General features: G+C 39.3%; 21 protein-coding genes and 1 riboswitch. Of the genes, 8 read left to right on the forward strand and 13 right to left on the reverse strand.

Annotation, left to right across the window (positions count from 1 at the left end; translation table 11 throughout):
- The first annotated feature begins 45 nt into the window (after positions 1–45).
- Positions 46–750, forward strand: coding sequence for a DUF421 domain-containing protein (locus GY23_RS16440; protein ID WP_075620274.1), 705 nt, complete (start codon positions 46–48; stop codon positions 748–750).
- A gap of 189 nt (positions 751–939) precedes the next feature.
- Here GY23_RS16440 and GY23_RS16445 read toward each other — a convergent pair whose 3' ends face one another.
- Positions 940–1698, reverse strand: coding sequence for a TerC family protein (locus GY23_RS16445; protein WP_075620275.1), 759 nt, complete (start codon positions 1696–1698; stop codon positions 940–942).
- A 374-nt stretch (positions 1699–2072) separates the two neighbouring features.
- Here GY23_RS16445 and GY23_RS16450 point away from each other — a divergent pair, with 374 nt between their 5' ends.
- From GY23_RS16450 to GY23_RS16460, 3 genes are all read left to right on the forward strand, one after another.
- Positions 2073–2459: a MerR family transcriptional regulator gene (locus GY23_RS16450; RefSeq protein WP_075620276.1), complete on the forward strand. Its 387-nt coding sequence runs from the start codon at positions 2073–2075 to the stop codon at positions 2457–2459.
- Positions 2460–2495: 36 nt separating this feature from the next.
- Positions 2496–3797 (forward strand): hemolysin family protein, encoded by a 1302-nt coding sequence (locus GY23_RS16455; RefSeq protein ID WP_075620277.1) that lies wholly within the window; start codon positions 2496–2498, stop codon positions 3795–3797.
- A 74-nt stretch (positions 3798–3871) separates the two neighbouring features.
- Positions 3872–4927, forward strand: coding sequence for a hemolysin family protein (locus GY23_RS16460; RefSeq protein ID WP_075620278.1), 1056 nt, complete (start codon positions 3872–3874; stop codon positions 4925–4927).
- 126 nt (positions 4928–5053) lie between these two features.
- On the opposite strand, the gene fabI is transcribed toward GY23_RS16460, so the two are convergent.
- From fabI to GY23_RS16490, 6 genes are all read right to left on the reverse strand, one after another.
- Complete coding sequence (gene fabI / locus GY23_RS16465; protein ID WP_075620279.1) at positions 5054–5833, reverse strand: enoyl-ACP reductase FabI; 780 nt, start codon at positions 5831–5833, stop codon at positions 5054–5056.
- Between the two features lie 238 nt (positions 5834–6071).
- A complete protein-coding gene (locus tag GY23_RS16470; RefSeq protein WP_075620280.1) occupies positions 6072–7091 on the reverse strand; it encodes an STAS domain-containing protein in 1020 nt (339 codons plus the stop codon).
- Positions 7092–7266: 175 nt separating this feature from the next.
- Positions 7267–7677 carry a pyridoxamine 5'-phosphate oxidase family protein gene (locus tag GY23_RS16475; protein WP_075620281.1) on the reverse strand — a complete coding sequence of 137 codons (411 nt, stop codon included), beginning with the start codon at positions 7675–7677 and terminating at the stop codon, positions 7267–7269.
- Positions 7678–7837: 160 nt separating this feature from the next.
- Complete coding sequence (locus tag GY23_RS16480; protein WP_084544165.1) at positions 7838–8662, reverse strand: metallophosphoesterase; 825 nt, start codon at positions 8660–8662, stop codon at positions 7838–7840.
- 12 nt (positions 8663–8674) lie between these two features.
- Positions 8675–9292 carry an NAD(P)-dependent oxidoreductase gene (locus GY23_RS16485; RefSeq protein ID WP_075620282.1) on the reverse strand — a complete coding sequence of 206 codons (618 nt, stop codon included), beginning with the start codon at positions 9290–9292 and terminating at the stop codon, positions 8675–8677.
- A gap of 81 nt (positions 9293–9373) precedes the next feature.
- On the reverse strand, positions 9374–9757 hold the full coding sequence (locus GY23_RS16490; RefSeq protein ID WP_075620283.1) for a VOC family protein: 384 nt from the start codon (positions 9755–9757) through the stop codon (positions 9374–9376).
- Between the two features lie 91 nt (positions 9758–9848).
- On the opposite strand from GY23_RS16490, the gene GY23_RS16495 reads away from it, so the two are divergent.
- The gene (locus GY23_RS16495; RefSeq protein ID WP_075620311.1) at positions 9849–10220 is read left to right on the forward strand and encodes a VOC family protein; all 372 of its coding nucleotides are present in this window, start codon (positions 9849–9851) and stop codon (positions 10218–10220) included.
- A gap of 53 nt (positions 10221–10273) precedes the next feature.
- Here GY23_RS16495 and GY23_RS16500 read toward each other — a convergent pair whose 3' ends face one another.
- Positions 10274–10993, reverse strand: coding sequence for a CBS domain-containing protein (locus GY23_RS16500; RefSeq protein WP_075620284.1), 720 nt, complete (start codon positions 10991–10993; stop codon positions 10274–10276).
- Positions 10994–11249: 256 nt separating this feature from the next.
- On the opposite strand from GY23_RS16500, the gene GY23_RS16505 reads away from it, so the two are divergent.
- On the forward strand, positions 11250–11654 hold the full coding sequence (locus GY23_RS16505) for an HIT family protein (RefSeq protein WP_075620285.1): 405 nt from the start codon (positions 11250–11252) through the stop codon (positions 11652–11654).
- Between the two features lie 130 nt (positions 11655–11784).
- Complete coding sequence (locus GY23_RS18525; RefSeq protein WP_169834573.1) at positions 11785–11961, forward strand: hypothetical protein; 177 nt, start codon at positions 11785–11787, stop codon at positions 11959–11961.
- A 147-nt stretch (positions 11962–12108) separates the two neighbouring features.
- On the opposite strand, the gene GY23_RS16510 is transcribed toward GY23_RS18525, so the two are convergent.
- Genes GY23_RS16510 through GY23_RS16530 form a run of 5 tightly spaced genes read right to left on the reverse strand, consistent with a single transcriptional unit; the run spans position 12109 to position 15498 of the window.
- Positions 12109–12891 (reverse strand): ABC transporter permease, encoded by a 783-nt coding sequence (locus GY23_RS16510; protein ID WP_075620286.1) that lies wholly within the window; start codon positions 12889–12891, stop codon positions 12109–12111.
- Complete coding sequence (locus tag GY23_RS16515) at positions 12888–13790, reverse strand: ABC transporter ATP-binding protein (protein WP_075620287.1); 903 nt, start codon at positions 13788–13790, stop codon at positions 12888–12890. The genes GY23_RS16510 and GY23_RS16515 overlap by 4 nt, the downstream gene beginning before the upstream one ends.
- A complete protein-coding gene (locus tag GY23_RS16520; protein ID WP_075620288.1) occupies positions 13787–13990 on the reverse strand; it encodes a PLD nuclease N-terminal domain-containing protein in 204 nt (67 codons plus the stop codon). Before GY23_RS16520 ends, GY23_RS16515 begins: the two co-directional genes overlap by 4 nt.
- A gap of 15 nt (positions 13991–14005) precedes the next feature.
- Complete coding sequence (locus tag GY23_RS16525) at positions 14006–15112, reverse strand: DUF1648 domain-containing protein (RefSeq protein ID WP_075620289.1); 1107 nt, start codon at positions 15110–15112, stop codon at positions 14006–14008.
- Positions 15109–15498: a GntR family transcriptional regulator gene (locus GY23_RS16530; RefSeq protein WP_075620290.1), complete on the reverse strand. Its 390-nt coding sequence runs from the start codon at positions 15496–15498 to the stop codon at positions 15109–15111. Before GY23_RS16530 ends, GY23_RS16525 begins: the two co-directional genes overlap by 4 nt.
- 160 nt (positions 15499–15658) lie before the next feature.
- Positions 15659–15765: riboswitch (TPP riboswitch) on the forward strand.
- Positions 15766–15864: 99 nt separating this feature from the next.
- On the opposite strand from GY23_RS16530, the gene GY23_RS16535 reads away from it, so the two are divergent.
- On the forward strand, positions 15865–16470 hold the full coding sequence (locus GY23_RS16535; protein WP_075620291.1) for a YkoF family thiamine/hydroxymethylpyrimidine-binding protein: 606 nt from the start codon (positions 15865–15867) through the stop codon (positions 16468–16470).
- Position 16471: the final 1 nt, after the last annotated feature.

Consider the following 16471-nt stretch of genomic DNA (forward strand, 5'->3'; position numbering starts at 1 on the left):
TTAAACTAATTTGGTTCTCAATTAAGGGTTAGGATGTGATTTTGAATGGAATTTTTTCATAGTCAGGAATCACTTACAGCCATTCAATGGATATTAAGGGCAATCACTGGATTTTTATTTCTGATTCTTGTTAGTAAAGTTATGGGTCATCGATCGTTTTCCCAATTGAGATTGCTTGATTTCATTATGGCCATTTCCATTGGTAATATTATTGCCCATCCTTTATCCGACGAAGGTCTAGGTTTGAAGGGTTCTTTGATATCCATGTCTTCTTTGGTCATTCTATATTTAATCGGTCTATTTATATCATTGAAATCGGTCACGCTTAGAAATTTTCTTGATCCAAAGCCGACGCCTCTTATAAAAGATGGGCAAATTCTTTTTAAAAACTTAGCTAAAGCAAGACTTACGATAGACATCCTTATGTCTGAGATGAGAAAAGGTCAGATTGAGGACGTTCAAAAGGTAGCCCTGGCATTATGGGAACCAGACGGAACGATTTCTTTTTTTAAAGACACACTATATCAATCACTTACTCCAGAAGATATGAAATTGACGATAAAACCCTTTGATTTACCAAAAACCATCATTAAAGAAGGAAAGTTTGATTTTGAAGAATTAAGTGGTTCCGGAAAAGATGAAGAATGGGTAAAAGGTCAAATTCATTCCACTTACAATTTGGATGTAAAACAAATCTTATTGGCTACTATCGATAAACAAGAGAAAATTAACGTGATTTTTTATAAATAATTCTAACTCCATTATTACTCAGTATAGCTGACGATACTTAACAAATACTATCGTTGAACTACAAATGAAGGAATGGGAAATGAAAAGAGACCACTGCTGACTTCAGCAAAGTGGTCTCTTATATTTTGCAAAAAAACGGAAGACCTTCTCGCATCACCCGAGTCAGTCTTCCGTTTGAAATTTTTATACTTATGCTTCGTTTTCTTTTTTCTTTTTCACACCAAGCAATGCTCCTACAACAACAATTCCAACCAAGACAGTCCAGAAAACGATTGTCCATGGTGTTGAATGTGGGAAATCATGCGGCAAGACGCCAAGTTTTTCGTGTGATAAAGTCATGACAAGTAGTTTAACCCCTACCCAGCCGACGATAACAAAAGCCGCTGTTTCAAGTTGTGGATATGTTTCCAAAAGCTTAACAAATTTATGGGCCGCAAAACGCATAATTATAACCCCGATCAATCCCCCGGCCAACATAACAAAGAATTGTCCTCCATTGATGCCACCAATATCATAACCGCCCAAATGCGGTAATGTTACTGCAAGTGCAACCGCAGCCAACATGGAATCAATCGCAAATGCGATATCTGCCAGTTCGATTTTTAAAACGGTCATCCAGAAACCAGAACCTTTTGTAGCTTCCGGTTCGATCGAATGCTCCTGTCCTTTTCGTTGATCGTAAATATGCTTAAATGAAATGAACAATAAGTAAGCAGCACCCAATGCTTGTATTTGCCAAATATTCACCAATAACGTAATCATGAACAAAGCCGCAAACCTAAATACGAATGCTCCTGCTAGACCATAAAATAACGCTTTTTTCTGTTGTTCTTTTGGTAAATGCTTTACCATTACAGCCATTACCACTGCATTATCCGCAGCAAGTAACCCCTCTAATCCGATTAGAACCAGTAATACCCAGGCATACTCCAATAAAATTGCTTCCACTTTTCTTCCTCCTCCTAATTTTTGCCAACAAAAAAGACCTCTGCCTAATAAAAGGCAAAGGTCTCGCTAAGCAAATTTGATTGCTATCACAACCGATGGCTACGAACCATGTATTGACGACTGTGAAATAGGTTTCCCTACAGCTACTCCCCCTTGACTGAATGTCAAAGTGTATTGAGTTGTGACTTAAGTATAACATCTCAGCTTTTTTCATGGTAGTCAGAAGTCTTTCTCTTTATGTCCAAAATAAGAACAAGTTTTCAGATAATAGGTGAATACCTTCTCCAAGCATCACGCATCACTGTATGCTTTTTGGTTGAATGTGATATTATTTACACAACAATAAAGGAGGCGTTTGTGTTGGGAAGGAATTAATGCATATTGGTGAGGTAGCAAAGTTAAGCTGCCTGTCACTTAGAACCATCGATTACTACACAAATTGTGAGTTATTGCATGTAGAGCGCTCCAGTGCCAATTATCGACTCTATCCTAAGACTGTCCTCCAGACGATCGAACGAATACAACTATTAAAAAAACAGCGCATGTCCATTGCGGAAATCAAACAGATTCTCGATGCAGGTGAAATTCAAGAAACAGAAATCCTGATTGGGGACGTATTCGAGGAATTTGATAGCTTACAAGGAAAGTTAACGCGGTTGGAGGAACAGCTAAAAGATGCTCCAACTCATGTGAAAATGCAAATCAGTAAAAAGCTTGAAACAAGGTTAATGACGATCGCTTCGTTATTGGCTTTGATGTAATCATTTTGGAGGTGAACCCTTTTAAAGGGAAATTAAGTGGATATAATTACCGTGTTAAATTTGGTTTTATTGGTGGTTTTACTCGGTTTAACTGCGTTTTTCGTCGGATCTGAATTTGCCGTCGTCAAGATTCGGATGTCTCGGCTTGATCAATTGATCGCAGAAGGAAACAAAAAGGCGGTACTGGCAAAAAAAGTGGCCAGCGACTTAGATTACTACTTATCAGCTTGCCAACTGGGCATCACTGTTACAGCTCTAGGGCTTGGGACATTAGGTAAACCGACAGTTGAACGTCTGATGTACCCCATATTTGATTTCTTTGGCGTCTCAGATGCATTGGCTTCCGCGGCTTCCTATGCCATCGCCTTTATACTTATAACGTTCCTCCATGTCGTTATTGGCGAAATGGCCCCAAAAACACTGGCGATTCAATATGCAGAAAGAATGTCCTTGCTTCTGGCACCTTCACTTTATTGGTTCGGGAAAATTATGAAGCCATTTATTTGGGCATTGAATGGGTCTGCAGGCGTCCTGTTGAGAATATTTGGCGTCAAACCTGCTGGACATGAACAGTCTTATTCAGAAGAAGAACTAAAAATCATCATGGCTCAAAGTTTCGAGGGTGGTGCTCTCAACAAAACTGAACTTTCTTATATGGAGAATGTATTCACGTTTGATGAACGGGTCGCCAAGGACATCATGGTTCCACGGACAGAACTGGTAACCCTGGATAAAGACATGCCATTGGATGAAATCATTGAAATTCTCGATGAAAACAATTATACTCGTTATCCTGTTTCAGAAGACGGAGACAAAGACAGGATTCTTGGTTTTGTCAGTGCCAAAAAGATGCTTCCCCATATTGTTGCAGGGAGGAAGCGAGAACTCGAGGAGTTCATTCGGGAACTGCCTACTGTTTTTGAAATGACCGCCCTCCAAGATTGCTTACTTAAAATGCAAAATGCCCATGTGCATATCGCTTTAGTCGCTGATGAATACGGCGGAACTGCCGGCATAATCACCATGGAAGACATTTTAGAAGAAATTGTCGGTGAAATCCGTGATGAATTCGATGCTGATGAAATGCCGGATATCAGCAAAATTGGGGACAAGAAATACCTCATCAATGGACGTGTCCTCTTAAAAGATCTCCAAGGTCAGTTCGGGTTAGCTTTTGATGAGAGCGAAGAAATCGATACTATTGGGGGCTGGATTTATTTTCACAACCCGGGAGATGTCAAGACGGGGGATATAATCACCCAAGATAAGTATGTATGGACGGTCACCGAAATGGATCATCAACAAATTAAGCAGGTCCTGTTTCAACAAGCGACCTAAACGCGGAAGAAGTAGTTCTAGAAGACTGAGTTAAATATTTACTGGAGGTGAATCCCTCTCTTGAGGGAGCCGAATTGGATGGACAAACCATTATAAGCTTGTTTTTAATAGCATTGCTCATTATCTTGACCGCTTTCTTCGTCGGGGCTGAATTTGCCATCTTGAAGGTGCGCATGTCCAGAATCGACCAATTGATTTCGGAAGGAAATAAGAAGGCCGCACTCGCGCAGAAAGTGGCGAACAAACTGGATTATTACCTTTCTGCCTGCCAACTGGGGATTACTATAACAGCTTTAGCCCTTGGTGCGTTAGGTGAACCGACTGTCGAACGAATGTTACATCCGCTATTTGAGTATTTCGCTGTTCCAGAGGCATTAGCGACGGTACTTTCCTATGCAATCGCATTAAGCATCGTCACTTTCCTGCATGTGGTGATTGGAGAATTGGCACCAAAGACACTGGCTATTCAATACGCTGAAAAAATGACCTTGCTTCTCGCTCCCGCACTATATTGGTTCGGGAAAGTAATGGCACCGTTCATCTGGTTACTAAACGGATCCGCACGTGTATTGTTAAGGATTTTCGGGGTGGAGCCTGCTGGACATGAAGAGGTCCATTCGGAAGAAGAATTGAAATTGATCATGGCGGAAAGTTACCAAAGCGGTGAAATCAATCAAACCGAATTAACTTACCTCAAAAATATTTTTGCTTTTGATGATCGCATTGTGAGAAACATCATGATATCGCGAACAGCAATGGTTACGGTAGATAAAGACCTGTCACGTTCAGAGCTATTTGAGGTGCTGGATGAACACGAGTACACACGTTTTCCTGTGACAGAAGATGGTGACAAAGACAAGCTCATCGGTTTTATTAATACGAAAGAGATGTTGACCAGTATGGCAGCGGGAAGAACACAGAGCCCGGAGTCGTTTATTCATGAAATGTCGCGTTTTCCTGAAACGACACCCATTCAAAAAGTATTGTCTAAAATGCAGCAAAGTCGGGTCCACATGGCAATTGTCACAGATGAATATGGTGGTACTGCAGGTCTGGTAACGATGGAAGATATTTTGGAAGAAATTGTCGGTGAAATCAGTGATGAATATATGGATATTAAAACCCTATAAGTTAAAAGCCATATTATGCTGTCATCTAAAGACGAAACGAGAAAAGACTGCCAACTGGCAGTCTTTTCTTTGTACTTCTTCGCCTGGCATATTTTTTCTAAAGTAATGCTGCCATCAGACAACTACTTATCCCATAATGTTGTAACCGGAATCTACATAAACAATTTCTCCTGTTACGCCTCGAGAAAGGTTGCTTAGCAATGCCAGCGTCATATCGCCAACTTCTTCTTGGGTTACATTGCGTTTAAGTGGTGCAGTTTCTTCTATTTGATGCAGAATTTTATTGAATGATGGAATGCCTTTAGCTGCAAGCGTACGAATCGCCCCTGCAGAAATTGCATTTACTCGAATATTGTTTTTTCCTAGATCTAGAGCCAGATACTTCACGGACATTTCAAGGGAAGCTTTTGCAATCCCCATCACATTATATCCTTCTACTACTCGCTCTGCACCTAAGTAGGTCATAGAAATGATAGAGCCGCCCTCATTCATAAATGGTTTACTTGCTTTTGCTACTGCAATTAAAGAATATGCACTTGAGTCTTGAGCAAAAGCATATCCACTTCTTGAAGTATCGATGAAATCCCCTTTCAGATCATCTGCATGCGCGAAGGCCACTGAATGAACGACTCCGTGTATATTGTCCACGGCTGTTCCGATTTTTGTAAATGCATCATGTATGCTTTCATCACTATTAACATCGCATTCTACGACTAATTTTGCTTCGAAATTGTTATCCGCTAATAGCTTGTTGATTTTAAGCAATGAACGTTCTTTGCGATACGTAAAAATTAAGTTCGCTCCTGCTTTATAAAGAGATTTTGCTACACCCCAAGCAAGGCTTCTTTCATTCGCAACACCCATGATGACAATATTCTTGTCTTTCAATTTTAGTAAATCTTCCATGATTTCCTCCTCAGATAAAGTTATTTCTATACCTTATTATAGTACCTACTACTAATAAAATTATATCATAACTCTTCCTTATTGTAATGACCAGCTTCGTATTCCTCCGTTGCAATAGCCAGGTCTATCATCATTTAATATTCTATAAGATGTTCTAGAGAATCATTTAATATAAAAGTACAGCAAATCAGCAAAAAATGCGACACCTCTTAAATGAAGTGGCGCATAAATTAGTTCATTATATAATCTTACGTCCTAGCTGCCCTAAAGCAAAATGAATTCCGTGTTGCAGGGTTTGAAAACAATCAAATTTAGCCAAGTTCATTTCCGATTGAGATATGACAATACTTAATTGAGGAGAAATTCCCACCAGAATGGTTTCAGTTCCGATAAGAGATGCGACGGAACCAATTTTTCCTATTAGGCTTGCCGTATACTGACTAATGTCTTTGTCAAGGCCCGTCAAGTCTAGAATCAGATATTTTGCCTGATATGATGGTAATTTGCCTAAAGTTTTGACAACCAATTCTTCCACTCGGTCTTCATCATATTTCCCAAGTAACGGGACGACAACAATCCCGTCATGTACTGGAATGATGGGTGAAGATAATTCTTTGACAAGATCCGTTAATTCTCTCGTTTTATCCTCAACCAGAGCTTCCAAATGTAGAATCTTTTCCGTTTCCTTTTTTCTAGCCAATTCATGAATATTGTTTGAAACCGTAATATTCGATGGAAAGTATTCCACAATACTGCATTCGTGCCCTTCCAATTGATATTGGATCACTTTGTACCATATGTTTGTTCCAAATAATCCCGTGAAGATTCCAGCATAGTGTGCAGGAAGAAAATTACTGCCCTTTTTCTTACCTTGGCTTACATTAATTTTATGTTCCCAACTATCCGTTAGGTACACTGTCAATGTTTTAGCTTCATCATTCAAGTTCTGTATGTAGGTTCGTCCCCACCCTGCAGAAGCGTATGTATTGGTAATTAACTCTGCTGCTTCAACAACAGTTACATTCTTCATTTTCTCAAAGTATTCCCCTACCACTAACCCTTGCCGAAAGCCCGTAGTCTCGAAAACCAAGTTGGAGGATTCTTCTCCTGATACTTCTTCGATTGTGTCAAAAAAAGATTTCATTGCACTGTCTATCCAAAACAAGACGGAATCCTGTTTTTCAAATATAAATTGTCCTTTTTCTAGGTCCCAACTAAATTCTAGGCCTGCTATATTCATGTTTGCTCTTTTATTCATCTATGAAGTTCCCTTCTAAAAATAAGTATTCCCCTTATAAATTGTATAGCTTCATTATAATACTGAAAAAGTACAAGTCCATTAAAGGGAATTGCTGATGGATTATTCATTATCTAGTTTGACAATATAAAGAAACGAAAAAACTCACCCTCATGTGAGAGCGAGTATAAATAATTTAAACTTCAATCGTTTCAGGTGGTTTTCCTGATTTGTTCATAAGTCGAATCACCAAAGGCTTGACGACAAGTACAACCATGTCTGGATCATCCGGACCTTTAAACCAATTTTTCATTTGGTCGTTCCAAATTTTCGCTTTCACATTAACGTCTGATGATTCGCTCACTTTACCTTCAATTTCTAGGAATGCATCGCCAAATCCTTCCCCTTCATAACCGATTAAAATATGGGTGTTTGGATTTGCCTCGATATCTTCCACTTTGTGTGTCGACTTACTGGTCGGTGTGTATAGGGTGAAGTCTTCATTATAAAATGTCATGTACCTTGAATGTGGTTTGTTGTTTTGCACGGTTGCCATTGTACCAATACGGCTTTCTTTCAAGATGTTCAATGCTTGTTCTTTACTCAATTAAAATCAGCTCCTTAGTAGAAGTATTCCTTTTAAGCCCGTTAATTAAACGTGCATAAGAGCCGTTATTTCCCCAGATATTGATACAAGATATCATCACTCGTTTTTGGTGATCCTCTTCCATCCTTTCACCCAAAACCGAATTTTTCCGCCTCTCAAATTATGGCGATTTTAATGTTACAACGATGATTTCAGGCAAATTGAATAGTCGAATCGGGATGGTACTATTTCCGAGTCCACGACTGACAACAAGTTTCGATTGTCCCTGCTCATAAACTCCTGCTGTATATTCAGGAAAATACCCCTGTCCTGGTGCTACAAGTCCACCCATGAAAGGGATTCTGAACTGTCCTCCATGTGCATGTCCTGAAAAAATCAAATCTATTTCTTCATCTACATAAGCACTAAAGTCTTCAGGTCGATGTGCTAAAAGGACAGTGAAGTTTTCATGGGGAATATTCGCGTTGGTTAGCATATCAGATGCCTCTTGTCCCATCAATGGATCTTCAATTCCTGTTAAAGAAAATGATGCATCGTCACGCGTGATTGTTATGGATTCATTTGATAACACACGTACGCCTCGAGCTGTTAACTCTTCTTTAATTCGATCAATATCGTTCGTCGCCACTTCATGGTTACCCGTTACGTAATAGACATTTGCGAACTCGACAATTTGATCAATTACAGTCAAACTGCTTTGTAAGTTATAGCGATTGCTATCAATTAAATCACCTGTAATGACAATCATATCTGGTTTTGCTTTTTGAATTTTGTTCACTAAACGCTGTTGGTTTTCTCCAAATGTGGCATCATGCAAATCGGATATTTGCACAATCCGATATCCGTCAAAAGCCGTTGGTATTTTTGATGATTCAACTGTATACTCAGATACTGTCAACCACTCATTATTTACATAAAAAAATGTGACCGTTAATGCGACTGTGATTGCAACTGTAAAAATTAATTTTAAAAATTTTCGAATCATAAGCGGCTCCTTCTAGTACGCAATCCCGACGCGCGTAGCAACATACTGAGGTTCAAGCAATTCGTTGAATGCGAATAATGCTGTATCCCCCACCGATATTTCAACGCTATTGTCTGGTAAAAAGTTGCGTTCCGCACGCCACTCGCCAGTCGCTTCACCTTGTGGTAAATACGTTGGGCACACAATCGTCCACTCTAATTTCGTATCAGCAAGTTGTTCGTATACCTTCGCATGTTCCTCAGCAGCAAAGGTTAAGCGGCGTTTTGATTCAGTTGACTGGAATCGGTAAACTTCCGGATTAGTACGACTTTGTAAAATTCCTGCCGTGCCGATTGTAATAATCCGCTTCACTTCATGATGATTCATGGCTTCGATTATGAGTGGAATTGCATCCGTTAATGTCGTTGTTTTATCCGTTCCAATTGCACTGAAAACAGCATCTGCATCCTTTATTGCTTCCTTTACATCCTCAGCTTTTCGAATATTACCAGCATATATAGTCAAATTTTCATGGAATGCTAGTTTGGATGGAATTCGTACAAGTGCAGTCACGTTATGTCCATCTTCAAGTGCACGACGTAGAAATTCATTTCCTACCCGGCCGGTTGCACCAAAAATCGTAATTTTCATAGGGATTCCTCCAAACCTGTTTTATATAAGCATAAAGGAATATAAGCCAAGTGGCTAATGCTTCACTGATATCCAAATTTATTATGGAGCAACGATTTCCAACTTAATGCGGTCAGGATCTTCAAAAAACACCGCATAGTAATCCTCACCACCTGCATATGGGTGGCGATTTTTATATAAGATGGTGATGTTTTGATTTTCTAACTGCTCGGTAATTTCATCTATTTGTTTACGTGATGTAGCGTGAAAAGCTAGATGATTTAGACCTACTCGTCCTCGATGATAGGGTGTTTCCAAATGTTTCTCTTCAGTTTGGACAAATACGATGTACGTATCGCCAAATTTATAACTGAATCCTTTTGGCCATTCCTGATAAAGCTCGTAACCCATAGTTGGGAGTATGTATTCGTAAAACTGACGTGATTGTTGTAGGTCCGAGATATTGATTTCCACATGATGCAACATGACAAATCCCCCTTTTTTCAAAAGAATAACATAGCAGGAGTTTTAAGCAATGTGTCGAATTTTAATACATGAGGAATCGGGGGTATACGTTATGAAAAACTTAGGAATTGAATCAATTGGTCAAATTGCAGTAAATGTGAAAGATGTTGGAAGAGCAGTGGCTTTTTACAAGGATGTAATTGGCTTGCCGTTATTATTCGAAACTAACGGCTTGGCCTTTTTTCAATGTGGGGAAGCACGATTATTATTGAGCTTGCCAGAGAAACCTGAGTTCGATCATCCAAGTTCAGTCCTTTACTTCAAAGTGGATAAGCTTGAGGACTCGGTTGTGTCAATGAAGGAAGCCGGTGCCATTTTTATAGATGAACCACATATGGTAGGAAAGATGGGTAATACTGAAATATGGATGGCGTTTTTTAAAGATACAGAGGGCAATACCCATGCAGTAATGAGCGAAAGATAACTAATTACCCTTCCGTGCTTTTGGCGTGAAAGGGTTTATTGATTTATAATCCCTTATATTTCAATTTTTATTAAATCCAAAGGAGTAACGATGCCAACAAGTCCTAAATGGTCCGTGATGAGCAACGCTTCCAGTCGTTGGCCTTTTGCCAATGCCTCTTTAAAAAGTTCCTCAGCTTCGAAAATAGACATTTCACGGGGCACAAATTTGTGGTTTTCCTCCTTCTTTTCATGTTTCAGAGGCGTTTCAATAGACATTTCCCAGGAAATATCTCTCCCCTTTTCGACATTATTCGCCAACCAAAACATGATTCCAACTGCCGTTAGTAGTCCTACAAAAACAGATCCGTTATAAACGGGTATTTGTGTGTAATGTTTGTCTCGAATCATGAATAGAGCGTCCTTCAATGTGTCCGTCACTTGAAGGATATCTACGTTACGTTCAAACATTTTACCAACAGTCACCGGCCTTGATACTGCCATATCAATCAATTCAAGTGCTTCTACAATTTCATTATGAGGTTCTGCAATTGCATATTCTGGAGAGGTTTGATGATGCACAATCGCATTTCGTAATGTAGCAAATTCCCGTAGTTTTTCTTCATATCTACGAATGATTGCATTTTTTCGTTTCGAAAGATCCACTAATTTATGAAAAGAAAGATGATCGGTTGTGCCTATAATTTCCTTCATTGATAGTTCTAATCGATGAAAAGCTGCCAGGAAACGATCCGAGTTTTTTACTGTATCTTGCATCTGCTGTTGTGGATCCATGCTTCATTCCTCCCAATAGGAACTAATTCCTTATAGTTTGCATATTATTCAATCATTTTATTACAGATCAAATTTAGATGAAGTGAAATATTTATAAGGATGAATAAACTTTTCATTTACGATTTCGAAAAAGTTTGTCAACATGTGTTGCATAAAAAATAAGGCGCCATCCCATAGACATAAATCTCATCAATTGAAACGAAACGACATTTTCTTCCGTATACCTAGTATAAAATAGTTAACAGAGGTGAAAATATTGAATAAATTAGTAGAATGTTCTTTTTGTGATCCTGAAAAGGATAAAGCTCAAGTCATCGTTTTTGAAAATAAGTTCTGTAGGTATTTACAACACCCTGAGCATCAAACCATCTTGGAAGGAAGTGGACTTATCGTTCCGAAAATCCACCGACAAACTGTTTTTGATTTAACGCAAGAGGAATGGAACGCAACCTATGAGTTAATGCAACAGGTTAAGGAATATGCAGACGATAAATATTCACCAGATGGTTATACACTAGGGTGGAATGTGGGGGAAGCATCAAATCAATCCATTCCTCACGCACATTTTCATATTCTCCCTCGTTTTGCAGACGAACCATTTGCAGGAAAAGGCATTCGTGCTTGGTTTAAATCAGAGGAGAATCGCAGACCTAGTAGATAAGAAAATCACAAAGTCTACCACACTAAATCGACTTCTGCGCACATAGAAAGAATTATTTTTATACATATTTCCCACCCGCATGTGCAACCTAAACATGAAATTAAAATAGGATGTGATAGGAGGAAAAATTTTGTATATAAAATCTTTATTAGTTGTCGTTCTGACATTATTTATTCTTACGGGTTGCGGAGATAATGACAATGAAGCCATTGGAACTCAAGACCAGCCAAGTAACCAAACTCGAGAATCTTTACCTCCAGATGATTCTACTCCTCAAGATAACCAAAAGGATAACGTTGCTCCGTAAGAAGGAAAAGATTCTCCTATGACGGAAGGTAATAAATCAGATATGACGCATTTAATTAACCAAGATAGGAATACGGATGAAAATGAGTCCAAGATTGATTGAACAAAAAGATCCCTCTCTACTTATTGTTAGAGAGGGATCTCCTGTTTACACTTTTGTTTTCGAAGCATTGCGTTTTGACATCGAGACACCAAATACTACAAGTGCCACAATGGCAAGAATCGTTACTCCAATGCTCCACCAAAAATCACTCGTATCTGGCGAACCTGTTAACCATTGCGTTGCATACGTTGATACTTTCCAAGGCGATATCGTCCAGTAAGTCCCTAATAATGAATCAACAATTTGCACGAATAATACAAGCACAAGCGATAAACTAGCAGCACCACCAGTAGGCAACCAAGCACTCATTGCCAAAACAATTGTCACTACGAATAATATCCAAACGCTATATGTTCCAGCAAATGCAAGGAAATCGGTTGCTGGTATGCTTCCAAACAACTGCCCCGTATAATACCAACTCGTAAGTAAGCCAAGCCAGACACTAGCAAGTGCAATGATGCCAACAACTTTCCATTTGCTCAGAAAATAACTTACATAGGAAATCGGTCGTACATATAGGAGTGTGCCAGTTCCATTTTTCCGCTCGCGCGAAATCGTTCCCATGAATCCCAATATGAGTACCAGCATACCAATGAATTGATATTGTCCCATCGTTGCCATTAATACTTGCGAAGGTGTGAATTCAGGGAATGCAAACATTGCTTCTTCAGGAATATTCCCTACCGCATTCAAGATCTGCGGCAAGTAGTAACTGGTGAGTGGTTCAGACAATCCAAAAAATATAAAGACAAGTGGGATCCATAAAATCTTGAAGTTGCGTGTATTTTCACGCCACTCTTTTTGAAAAAGTACGATTAAATCCCTCATGCTTGCCCCGCCACCTTCATAAATATTTCTTCTAAACTAGCTGTCTGGCGTTCTGCTTTGCGAATATCCAGTCCGCTTTCTCCAAGGAGTTTTAACATATCACTCATCACTGGCATGTCTTGTATAATATCAATGAATCCAATTGTTCCTTCAACTGCGACATGCCATGGTGCTGCTAGTGAGAATGTTTTAGCATCTTCTGCACTGCCAAATTCCACTCTGTATCTCGGGTGATCATATTTAGCACGAACGTCTCCAATCGAGCCTTTTTCTACCAATCGGCCTTTGCGTAAAAACAGTAATTGATCAGTCATTTCTTCAGCATCGTTCAATATGTGTGTCGAATACAATATCGTCATGTTTTGTTGCAGGCTTTTGAGTAGATTCATGATTTCACGTCGTCCCACTGGATCAAGTGCAGAAACTGGCTCATCCAGAAGTAATAATTTCGGTCGGTGAACGATTGCTTGTGCTAAACCCAATCGCTGCTTCATACCTCCAGAAAATGTTCCCGTCTTTTTGCGCAATGCTTCACCAAGTCCAACAAACTCCAATGTTTTTTGTGCTTCAAGCTTTGCCGAACGTGTTTCCATCCCGCTTAATTTAGCAGCCATTTCTGTAAACTCGAGAGCCGTAAGCCATGAGAAAAATTGAGGGTATTGTGGCAAAAAGCCAATAGATTCACGAACATCTGCTCGCTGCTCCCCATTTAGAGAAATCGAACCTTGTGTCGGCTTCAATAACCCAGCAAGCATGGACAATGTCGTCGTTTTCCCTGCTCCGTTTGGCCCTATTAAAGCCGTCGCTGTACCTTCTTCAAGAACAAAATTCAATTGATTCACTGCATATTCTTTACCGTATATTTTTGTCAGTTGATTTGCTTCCAATAAAGCGCTCATTCATTTTTCCTCCCAAAGATAAAGTACACGATTGGCCCCATTATATTAACCAAGACAATTACGATTGCCCATACCCATTTCGGTCCATTCGTATGCAAAACTCTCACCAGGTCGATTAAAGCCACAACCACTAATATTAGTTGAATAATGAGGATTGGTGCGATAATCCCCCAAGGAATATCATTTAATAATGCTTCCATTCATCCCACTCCTTTTTAAAGAATTATAGAAATCAATACGATACTTCCGATTAGTACAACAAGAAAAATCCAGCTTCCTACATGACCGAAATTCATTGTCCACCCAACTCCAAAACGCTTTTCAACCATCAAGCTCGGATCTTCTTTATTCACATAAAACAAGCCGAATTTCCAATGTCGATCGTCGTCGATATCAATCACTCCGTCAATTGGCTCATCTAGTTGAACCATTTCAAGACGCGACCCACTTTGCCCAACTTTGAAGGTGTAGAACATGGTTGCCCCGAAAATAACCAATACAAATGCGAGCGTTGCAAACATTGTATACGAAGACGAGAATAACTCCCCGTGTATAATGGTCAATTGCAAGTAGCCCATTAGCAATGTGATAGTAATCAATACCAAAAATAATAGCCAGCTGGAGTATTTTCGAAAAGCCAGTTGTTGTTCACGTGAACGTTTTTTTGAGCGCACTTGAATTTTTGCTCCCGACTGCTTCATCAATGCATTGAAGAATAGCAACATGCTCTGAATGATCAACACCATGAGTGGCAATGCACTGACGGACAACCACGTTTTATCCGAAAACGCATCCACTTCACCATTCAACCCCCAATGAGTGGGTATCTGATTCGGTAAAATGTCATATTGGCTAAGTCCGTAAATCCATAAGCCAATGTTTACAAGGATTGGCATAAGAAAGTATATGTTTGGTAATAGTTTTAATTGTTCACGGAACTGAAGATCAACTACTTTTCGTTCTTTTTGTCCCGCTCCCCATCGTTCTTCTTTTTTCAACTTGATTAAAGTCACGTGATTTCGAGCGTAAAACCACATCGAAATGAAGAGCAATATAAAAAGTAGTGCTAATCCTACAAAAACGGTGTGTTCTTCCTTTGGATTGGTTAATAAAGACCAAAATATAAATCCACCAATAAGTGCATTACCCGTGATTAATAACATTTTTGTGTAGCTTTTTTTCATGCCTATGATTCGTTCATCATTTACTTGAGTGTCTGGAATAAAGACCCCAAATGACTCACTTGATTTTAAAAACTTTGGTAAAAACGCTTGTAAAGTATTCGTGAAAATTAAGAGTGCAGAAAAAATTATTACTGTCATCTTGTTCCCTCCTTGATATCGCGAACGATGTCATTCAGTAATGCTTGTAGTTCATCCGTGCTTAAATTTAAACAAAGAGCTTCACTAATCATGGGGCGTAGTTCTTTTTTCAATCGATCTGTGTCTTTTTCAGTTGCTTCTCGGACACTTCGCTCATGTATGAATACACCTTTCTTCGAAACGATTTGAATGAATTCCTTCTCTTCTAAATAATGATAGGCTTTATTTACAGTGTGCATGTTCATGCCAAGATCCGCTGCAAATGCACGCACAGAAGGCAATGAATCGCCAGGCTTTAACTCGCCTTTCGCAACCCCCTCGATCACCTGCTGAGCCAATTGCAAATAAATCGGCACGGTCGAATCCGCTTCAATTTCTATAAACATATGCACCCTCCTGTTGTTCTATTCACAGTAGAACAGTTGTTATACACAGTGTAGAACAGACTTACTTTTTTAGCAAGGTCAAAATTCATTATGTGGTTTACAACACGATTTTCGTAAGCTACAATGGAGCCGTTCAGAACATTTTTTAAACTACATACGATTTTTGCACTAGGGGTGCTATATTTTGGCTGAGATGAGAGCGTTTGCTCCGATCCCTTAATACTCGATCCAGATAATACTGGCGTGAGGAAGTGCGGTGACTTTTGCCATTTTCTATTAGCGCAAACTAGCTGCATTCCTCGTCGAATGTGGCTTTTTTTATGTTCTCAAACGAGGAATCCCATCAGTAAAAAGGAGGAAATGGAAATGAAACAAGAGTTTAGTTGTGGGTTAAGTCCGATTGTGGGGTTACGTTTTTCGATTCACCCGATGGCGGATCATTTTATTGACATTATTAAAGGTGCTTTACAAGAAGTAGATACAACGAATGTTTGGATGCATTCAGATGATGTGAGTACGGTGTTGCGTGGGAAGCAGGTACATGTTTTTGATACTGCGAAAGCAATGATTCTGCATGCTTCAAAAACTGGAGCACATGTAGCCTTTAATGGGACGTTTTCAATTGGTTGTCCTGGGGATTCTGCAGGTGATGTGTATTTGGAAAAAGACGACCTCGTATTAAACGAACCACATATTCGTGAGTTAAAACAATATGTATCATCTCAATTTGCTTTATATCCGATGAATAACCCAGACTATATGTCAGTCATTTATAAAGAAGTGGACCGTGCAAAAGAACGTGGTGTGTTTAACGAGTCAATGCATTATGCAAGTGGTCTTCATGGCGATATACATGACGTGTTTTCTTTTTTAGAAGAGTCATTCACACACGCACGTTCGGATGAGCATAAACATTTAGTCATGACAATCAACATGAGCATTAACAGTCCTTCTCATAAAGGAACGATTTAAT

This window comes from Paenisporosarcina indica, assembly GCF_001939075.1.
In the GTDB taxonomy this organism is placed as follows: Bacteria; Bacillota; Bacilli; order Bacillales_A; family Planococcaceae; genus Paenisporosarcina; species Paenisporosarcina indica.

Bases quoted from the DNA above. Each gene is read 5' to 3' on its own strand.
- GY23_RS16440 (WP_075620274.1), top strand. From the start codon at position 46: ATGGAATTTTTTCATAGTCAGGAATCACTTACAGCCATTCAATGGATA.
- GY23_RS16450 (WP_075620276.1), top strand. From the start codon at position 2,073: ATGCATATTGGTGAGGTAGCAAAGTTAAGCTGCCTGTCACTTAGAACC.
- fabI (WP_075620279.1), bottom strand. From the start codon at position 5,833: ATGGAAGATTTACTAAAATTGAAAGACAAGAATATTGTCATCATGGGT.
- GY23_RS16470 (WP_075620280.1), bottom strand. From the start codon at position 7,091: ATGAATAAAAGAGCAAACATGAATATAGCAGGCCTAGAATTTAGTTGG.
- GY23_RS16480 (WP_084544165.1), bottom strand. From the start codon at position 8,662: ATGATTCGAAAATTTTTAAAATTAATTTTTACAGTTGCAATCACAGTC.
- GY23_RS16485 (WP_075620282.1), bottom strand. From the start codon at position 9,292: ATGAAAATTACGATTTTTGGTGCAACCGGCCGGGTAGGAAATGAATTT.
- GY23_RS16490 (WP_075620283.1), bottom strand. From the start codon at position 9,757: ATGTTGCATCATGTGGAAATCAATATCTCGGACCTACAACAATCACGT.
- GY23_RS16495 (WP_075620311.1), top strand. From the start codon at position 9,849: ATGAAAAACTTAGGAATTGAATCAATTGGTCAAATTGCAGTAAATGTG.
- GY23_RS16500 (WP_075620284.1), bottom strand. From the start codon at position 10,993: ATGGATCCACAACAGCAGATGCAAGATACAGTAAAAAACTCGGATCGT.
- GY23_RS16510 (WP_075620286.1), bottom strand. From the start codon at position 12,891: ATGAGGGATTTAATCGTACTTTTTCAAAAAGAGTGGCGTGAAAATACA.
- GY23_RS16515 (WP_075620287.1), bottom strand. From the start codon at position 13,790: ATGAGCGCTTTATTGGAAGCAAATCAACTGACAAAAATATACGGTAAA.
- GY23_RS16520 (WP_075620288.1), bottom strand. From the start codon at position 13,990: ATGGAAGCATTATTAAATGATATTCCTTGGGGGATTATCGCACCAATC.
- GY23_RS16525 (WP_075620289.1), bottom strand. From the start codon at position 15,112: ATGACAGTAATAATTTTTTCTGCACTCTTAATTTTCACGAATACTTTA.
- GY23_RS16530 (WP_075620290.1), bottom strand. From the start codon at position 15,498: ATGTTTATAGAAATTGAAGCGGATTCGACCGTGCCGATTTATTTGCAA.
- GY23_RS16535 (WP_075620291.1), top strand. From the start codon at position 15,865: ATGAAACAAGAGTTTAGTTGTGGGTTAAGTCCGATTGTGGGGTTACGT.